The sequence below is a fragment of the bacterium genome (genome assembly GCA_024224155.1).
In the GTDB taxonomy this organism is placed as follows: Bacteria; Acidobacteriota; Thermoanaerobaculia; order Multivoradales; family JAHEKO01; genus CALZIK01.
In genome coordinates this window covers 1-1,430 of record JAAENP010000148.1, presented here as the reverse complement: position 1 = coordinate 1,430, position 1,430 = coordinate 1, and the positions used below count along the sequence as shown (strand labels likewise).

The following is a 1,430-nucleotide window of genomic DNA, read 5'->3' as shown; positions in this document are numbered from 1 at the left end:
GTGGGAGCGCAGCATCTCGGTGACCCGCAGCACCAGGTCGGTGGCGGTCGCGCCTTCGGGCATCTCGCCCGAGAGGTGGAAGCCCACCACCTGGGGGATCAGCATCGAGATCGGTTGGCCGAGCATGGCGGCCTCGGCTTCGATGCCGCCGACGCCCCAGCCCAGGACGCCGAGGCCGTTGATCATGGTGGTGTGGGAGTCGGTCCCCACCAGGGTGTCGGGGTAGGCGAACGGCACCTCGCCCTCCCCGGTCATCGTCCCCCGCGCCAGGTACTCGAGATTGACCTGGTGGACGATGCCGGTGGCCGGCGGCACGACTTTGAAGTTGTCGAACGCGCCCTGGCCCCAGCGCAGGAAGGCGTAGCGCTCGAAGTTGCGCTCGAACTCGCGCTCGGCGTTGATCAAAAGCGCCGCCTTCGAGCCGTATTCGTCGACCTGCACCGAGTGGTCGATCACCAGCTCGACGGGCTGCAGCGGGTTGATCTTGCCGGCGTCGCCGCCCATCGCGACCATGGCGTCGCGCATCGCCGCCAGATCCACCACCGCCGGCACGCCGGTGAAGTCCTGGAGCAGCACGCGTGCCGGCATGAAAGCGATTTCGACGCTGGGCACCGCGTCGGGCTGCCAGCCGATGATCGCCTCGATGTCGGAAGCGGTGACGTCGGCGCCGTTCTCGCGCCGCAGCAGATTCTCGAGCAGGATGCGGGTGGCGTAGGGCAGGCGGCCGACCTGGTGGCCCTGGGCGTCGAGGGCTTCGAGACTGGCGATGCGCAGCCCGCGGTCTCCGATCCGGATTGTCTTGAGCGTAGAGAAACTATCTTTCATGGGAGACTCGCCCCTTCTGTTTTATCGAGAATGCTGATTTGCGGAGGCTGCCCTCCTGCGGCAAGACAGGACATGAGTGTATCTCAAGAACGTCCTCGCGGACTCGGACGGTCTGCTAGTATGGAACGATGAGCGAGGCGGACGACCTTCAGACCCCGATTCTCCTGCTCGCGATGCCGCAGGTGATGGATCCGTTCTTCTACAAGAGCGTCGTCCTGCTGCTCCAGCATCAGAAGGAGGGTAGCCACGGATTCATCGTCAACCGGCCCACGGGCGTGAAGATCGCCGAGATCCTCGAGGATCTGGAGATCCCGTGGCTGGGGGACGAAGGCTCCCTGGCGTTCTTCGGCGGGCCGGTTCAGCCTCAGCTCGGCACTCTGCTGTTCAACTCCGAAAAAGACGACGAGGAGCGGTTGGAGATCTGCCCCGGAGTCGCGCTGACCCAGCACCTCGGCGATCTCGAGAGCCTCGCCGGGGAACCGCCGGCATCGTTCCGGCTGCTCCTGGGTTACGCCGGCTGGGGTGACGGGCAACTCGTCCAGGAGATCCTGCGCAACGACTGCATTACCGCTCCGGTCCGCACCGACCTTCTGTTCTGTGACGAT

2 protein-coding genes are annotated in these 1,430 nt (G+C 65.5%); one reads left to right on the top strand and one right to left on the bottom strand.

Features of this window, described 5'->3' with window-relative positions:
* The coding region (gene acnA / locus GY769_08410; protein ID MCP4201940.1) for an aconitate hydratase at positions 1-825 on the bottom strand (825 nt) is incomplete at its 3' end.
* A gap of 128 nt (positions 826-953) precedes the next feature.
* On the opposite strand from acnA, the gene GY769_08405 reads away from it, so the two are divergent.
* Positions 954-1,430: YqgE/AlgH family protein (locus tag GY769_08405; GenBank protein MCP4201939.1), on the top strand; the 477-nt coding region annotated here is incomplete at its 3' end.